At 70.8% G+C, this 4543-nt stretch carries 4 protein-coding genes; all 4 read left to right on the top strand.

Annotation, left to right across the window (positions count from 1 at the left end):
- Positions 1 to 72: 72 nt before the first annotated feature.
- The 4 genes from GL263_RS22130 to GL263_RS22115 all read left to right on the top strand — a co-directional run bounded on the left by GL263_RS22130 (position 73) and on the right by GL263_RS22115 (position 4414).
- Positions 73 to 1416: an ABC transporter substrate-binding protein gene (locus tag GL263_RS22130; protein WP_182857501.1), complete on the top strand. Its 1344-nt coding sequence runs from the start codon at positions 73 to 75 to the stop codon at positions 1414 to 1416.
- A 125-nt stretch (positions 1417 to 1541) separates the two neighbouring features.
- Complete coding sequence (locus tag GL263_RS22125; protein WP_182857500.1) at positions 1542 to 2531, top strand: carbohydrate ABC transporter permease; 990 nt, start codon at positions 1542 to 1544, stop codon at positions 2529 to 2531.
- Between the two features lie 9 nt (positions 2532 to 2540).
- The gene (locus GL263_RS22120; RefSeq protein WP_182857499.1) at positions 2541 to 3383 is read left to right on the top strand and encodes a carbohydrate ABC transporter permease; all 843 of its coding nucleotides are present in this window, start codon (positions 2541 to 2543) and stop codon (positions 3381 to 3383) included.
- Between the two features lie 50 nt (positions 3384 to 3433).
- Positions 3434 to 4414: a carbohydrate kinase family protein gene (locus tag GL263_RS22115; protein ID WP_182857498.1), complete on the top strand. Its 981-nt coding sequence runs from the start codon at positions 3434 to 3436 to the stop codon at positions 4412 to 4414.
- Positions 4415 to 4543: the final 129 nt, after the last annotated feature.

Genomic DNA, 4543 nt, shown 5'->3' with positions numbered 1-4543 from the left:
ACTCCCACCCCCCGCCTCGCAGTACCCCCGTCGCAGTACCCCGAACCACCGAGCCGCACGGAGGCACCACCCATGACCGCACGCAGCAGAAAGCCGCGCCGCACGGCGCTCACCGGCCTGGCCCTCGTCCTCCCCCTGCTCGCCGTCGCCGCCTGTGGGGGAGGCGGCGGCGCGGACGTGTCCGCCGAGGAGGGCAGCGGGAAGGGCACCATCAGCGTCTGGGCGCACCAGGGCCAGGAGAGCGAGACCGTCGCGCTCCAGACCGCGGTGGAGTCGTTCAACGACTCGCAGAGCGACGTCAAGGTCAGGCTGAAGCTGATACCCGAGCAGGACTACACAAAGACGATCACCGCCACCAGTGCCTCCGAACTGCCGGACGTGCTGGAGTTCGACGGCCCGACGATGGCGAACTTCGTCTACAACAAGAAGCTCGCCCCGCTCGACGACTTCGTCTCCGCCGGGACGCTCGACAACGCGACCGAGGCCGTCAAGGCGCAGGGCGCGATCAACGGCAGCCACTACGGCCTCGGCATGTTCGACTCCGGGCTCGGGATCTACGGCAACAAGAAGCTGCTCGACGCGGCCGGCGTCACGTACCCCAAGGGCCTCGACGACGGCTGGACCGCCGAGGAGTTCACCGCCGCGCTCAAGGCGCTGAAGGCCGAGGACTCCAACGGCAAGGCGCTCGACATCTCCGAGCAGTACGGGCTGGCCACCGAGTGGGGCACCTACGGCTTCGCCCCCGTCGTCTGGTCCGCCGGTGGTTCCCTGCTCAAGGACGGCAAGGCGGCGGGCGCCCTCGACGCGCCCGGCGTGGTGTCGGCGATGCGGACCTTCCAGTCGTGGAAGACGTACGTCGACGCCAACACGGACGGCAACGCGTTCGCCAAGGGGCGGGTCGCCCTCAGCTGGGTCGGGCACTGGGCGTACCCGGCCTACAGCAAGGCCCTGGGCGAGGACCTCGTCGTCCTGCCGCTGCCCGACTTCGGCAACGGGCCCAAGGCCGGGCAGGGTTCGTGGTCCTGGGGCATCGGCGCGAACAGCGGGAACGGCAAGGCGGCCGGCGCCTTCCTCGACTACCTGCTCAACGACACCAACGTCACCGCGATGACCAAGGCCAACGGCGCGGTGCCGGCGACGAAGTCCGCGCTGGCCAAGAGCGAGCTGTACCGGGAGGGCGGCCCCCTCCAGCTCTTCGCCGACCAGCTCGCCAAGCCCTGCGGCGACAGCGGCATCACGTCCTCCTGCGTCGCCACCACCCGGCCGATCACCGCCGGATACCCCACCGTCACCGCGAAGTTCAGCGAGGCGCTGAACTCGATCTACGGAGGAGCCGACGCAAAGGAGGCCCTCGCCAAGGCCGCCCGGGCCATCGACCGCGACTTCTCCGACAACGGCGGCTACCCGATCCCGTAGCACCGGCTCCCGCTTCGGACCGGCCCCCGCTTCGGACCGGCCCCGCTTCCCCTCAGGACCCGAACGGCCGGGCGGGCACACGGCGACCGTGCCTGTGACCGCCCGGCCAGGAACAGGACCCTCCAGTGAGAACCCTGGAACCCGCGCACAGCGCGCCCCCGCGCCGGGAGAAGGCGCCGCCCGCGACCCCCGAGAAGCGGTCGAAGGCCACGCGGAGGAACCGCGACCGGTGGCACGGACTGCTGATGTCCGCGCCGGGTGTCGGAGGCCTCATCGCCTTTGTCGGCATCCCGTTCTGCTACGCCGTCGTGCTCTCCTTCTACAACGTCCGACTCGGCTCGCCCGCGGAGCCGTCGTTCTTCGGACTGGAGCACTACCGGCGGCTGTTCACCGACCCCGACCTGTCAGGACCCTTCCTGCGGGCCCTGCTGAACAACCTCACCTTCGCCGCGGTGGTCGTACCGGTGCAGACCGGTCTCGCGCTGGCACTGGCGATCCTGCTCAACCGCAAGCTGAAGGCGATCGGCCTCTTCCGGTCCTTCTTCTTCATGCCGGTCGTCTTCCCGATGGCGCTGGTCGCGGTGATCTGGCGGCTGATCCTCGCGCGCGGCGAGGAGGGCATGCTCAACTCGGCTCTGAACGCCGTGAGTTTCGGCAACTGGGGGGCGTTCGACTGGCTCGGGGACGCGACGACGGCGATGGCGTCGATCGTCGTGCTGTCCATCTGGCAGGGCGTCGGCTTCCAGATGGTCATCCTGCTGGCGGGCCTGCAGCAGATACCGGGCGACCTCTACGAGGCGGCCAGACTCGACCGTGCCTCGCGCTGGCAGCAGTTCCGGCACGTCACGCTGCCCGGGATCCGCGGCACGCTCGTCTTTGTCGCCCTGCTGACGTCGGTGCTGTCGTTCCGCGTCTTCGACCAGGTGTACATCCTCGTCCGAGGCGGCGGCCTCGACGAGGACGCGACCCGCACCGTGATGTACCAGGCCGTCACCACGGCCTTCGACCAGAACAACATCGGGCAGGCGTCCGCCGTCACGGTGGTGTTCTTCCTGATCGTCGTCGCGCTGACGGTCGTCCAGCGCCGCGTCGTCCGGCCCGACAACGAGGACTGAGCCCACACCATGTCCACGACTCGCACAACGGTTCGCCGCGTCGCCGACTACGCCGTGCTGAGCGTTCTGGCGTTCCTCTTCGCCCTCCCCGCCCTCTACCTCTTCCTGGGCAGCCTCAAACCGTCCGACGAGGTCCTGAGCGGCCTGTCCGGCTTCCTGCCCACCAACCTCTCCTTCGACAACTACACGGCCGTCTTCAGCAGCCTCAACTCCGAGAGCACCGGTTACTTCTGGCAGTTCATGGGCGTCTCGGTCCTGGTCGCGTTTGTGGTCGTGACCGGCGGGCTGGTCGTCAACTCGATGGCCGCCTACGGGCTCACCCGGCTGAAGTGGCGCGGGCAGGGAACCCTGTTCACGGTGGTCGTGCTGCTGATGCTGATCCCCTTCGAGTCGGTCGCGGTGCCGCTGTTCTACATGTTCAACGGGCAGCGCAACACGGTGTACATCCTGGCCCTGCCGTTCATCGCCAACGCCTTCGCGATCTACCAGTTCCACACGTTCTTCCGGAAGATCCCGCCGAGCATCGAGGAGGCCGCGCGCCTGGACGGCGCGGGACCGTGGCGCACCTTCTTCGCGATCATCGTGCCGATGTCGAAGCCGGTGTTCGCCTCGGTCGCCATCCTCACCTTCCTCATCCAGTGGGGATCGTTCCTGTGGCCGGTGCTCATGATCTCCGACCCGTCGGTGCGTCCGTTGCCGCTTGAGTTGAGCGTCTTCCAGGGGCAGCAGCCCCCGGACTGGGGGCAGATCCTCGCCTTCGGCGTCCTGATGGTCCTGCCCGTGCTCATCGTCTTCGCCCTCTTCCAGCGATGGTTCGTCCAGGGCGTGGCCAGCGCCGCGGTCAAGGGCTGACCGCCGAACCTCCCGCCGTCCCGCCGTGCCGCAGAAAGGCAGCCACCTCCATGAGTCCCCAACCCGCCGGGCGGACGGTCACCGTCCTCGGCGAGTGCGTCGCCGACGTCTTCAGCGGGCCCCCGACCGGAGCGGGTCCGGGCGCCGGGCCGGACGCCCTCACCTTGCGGGCGCTGCCCGGCGGCGGCCCGGCCAACACCGCCGTCGCGCTCGCCAGGCTCGGCACCCCCACGCGCTTCGCCGGCCGCCTCTCCCGTGACGTCTTCGGCGACCTCTTCCGCACCCGCCTGGCCAGGTCCGGTGTGGACCTGAGCGCCTGCGTCACCGCCGCCGAGGCCAGCACCCTCGCCCTCGCGGACGTCCGCGAGGGCGGCCAGGCCACCTACTCCTTCCACGCCGAGGGCACCGCCGACTGGCAGTGGTCCGACCGCGAACTGGCCGCCGCGACCACGGGCGGCGGCGTATGCCTGCACACCGGCTCACTCGCGCTCGTCCGCGAACCGGGCGGCCCCCGCGTCGAGGAGCACCTCGCCGCCGCCCGCCCGCACACCACGATCTCCCTGGACCCCAACGTCCGGCCGCTGCTGGTGGAACCCGCCGTCTACCGCGGGCGGCTGGCCCGCTGGTGCGGACTGGCCGACATCCTCCGCCTCAGCGAGGAGGACCTGGCCCACCTGCTCCCCGGCACGGACCCCGCGGAAGCCTGCGACACCCTCCACGCCGCCGGCGCGCCCCTCGTGGTCGTCACCCTCGGTGAGCGCGGGGCCCTGCTCTCCCTCGACGGCGTGCGCACCACCGTGCCGGGCCGCCCCGTGCGGGTCGCCGACACCGTCGGCGCGGGGGACTCCTTCACCGCCGGCTTCCTCCACCACCTCGCCACACTCGGCCGCCTCGGCGGCCGCCTGGACGGGCTCACCCTCGACGAGGCCGCCGACGCCGCCGCCTACGCGGCCCTGGTCGCCGCCCACACCTGCCGGACCCCCGGAGCCGACCCACCCTGGTCCCACGACCTGTCACCACGACGGGCGTGATGTTGACCCGCGCCGCCGAGCGCGCCGGCCAGCAGACCCACATGACCTCGCCGGTGGACCGTCAGCGGGTCGCGAGGCGGGTGAGGCAGGTGCGGAGGGTGGTCGGGGTGACGTCGGTGAGGGTGGGGG

Source organism: Streptomyces durbertensis (genome assembly GCF_014156695.1).
Taxonomy (GTDB): Bacteria; Actinomycetota; Actinomycetes; order Streptomycetales; family Streptomycetaceae; genus Streptomyces; species Streptomyces durbertensis.
This window is presented reverse-complemented; position numbering and strand designations above follow the sequence as displayed.

Bases quoted from the DNA above. Each gene is read 5' to 3' on its own strand.
- GL263_RS22120 (WP_182857499.1), top strand. From the start codon at position 2,541: ATGTCCACGACTCGCACAACGGTTCGCCGCGTCGCCGACTACGCCGTG.
- GL263_RS22115 (WP_182857498.1), top strand. From the start codon at position 3,434: ATGAGTCCCCAACCCGCCGGGCGGACGGTCACCGTCCTCGGCGAGTGC.
- GL263_RS22130 (WP_182857501.1), top strand. From the start codon at position 73: ATGACCGCACGCAGCAGAAAGCCGCGCCGCACGGCGCTCACCGGCCTG.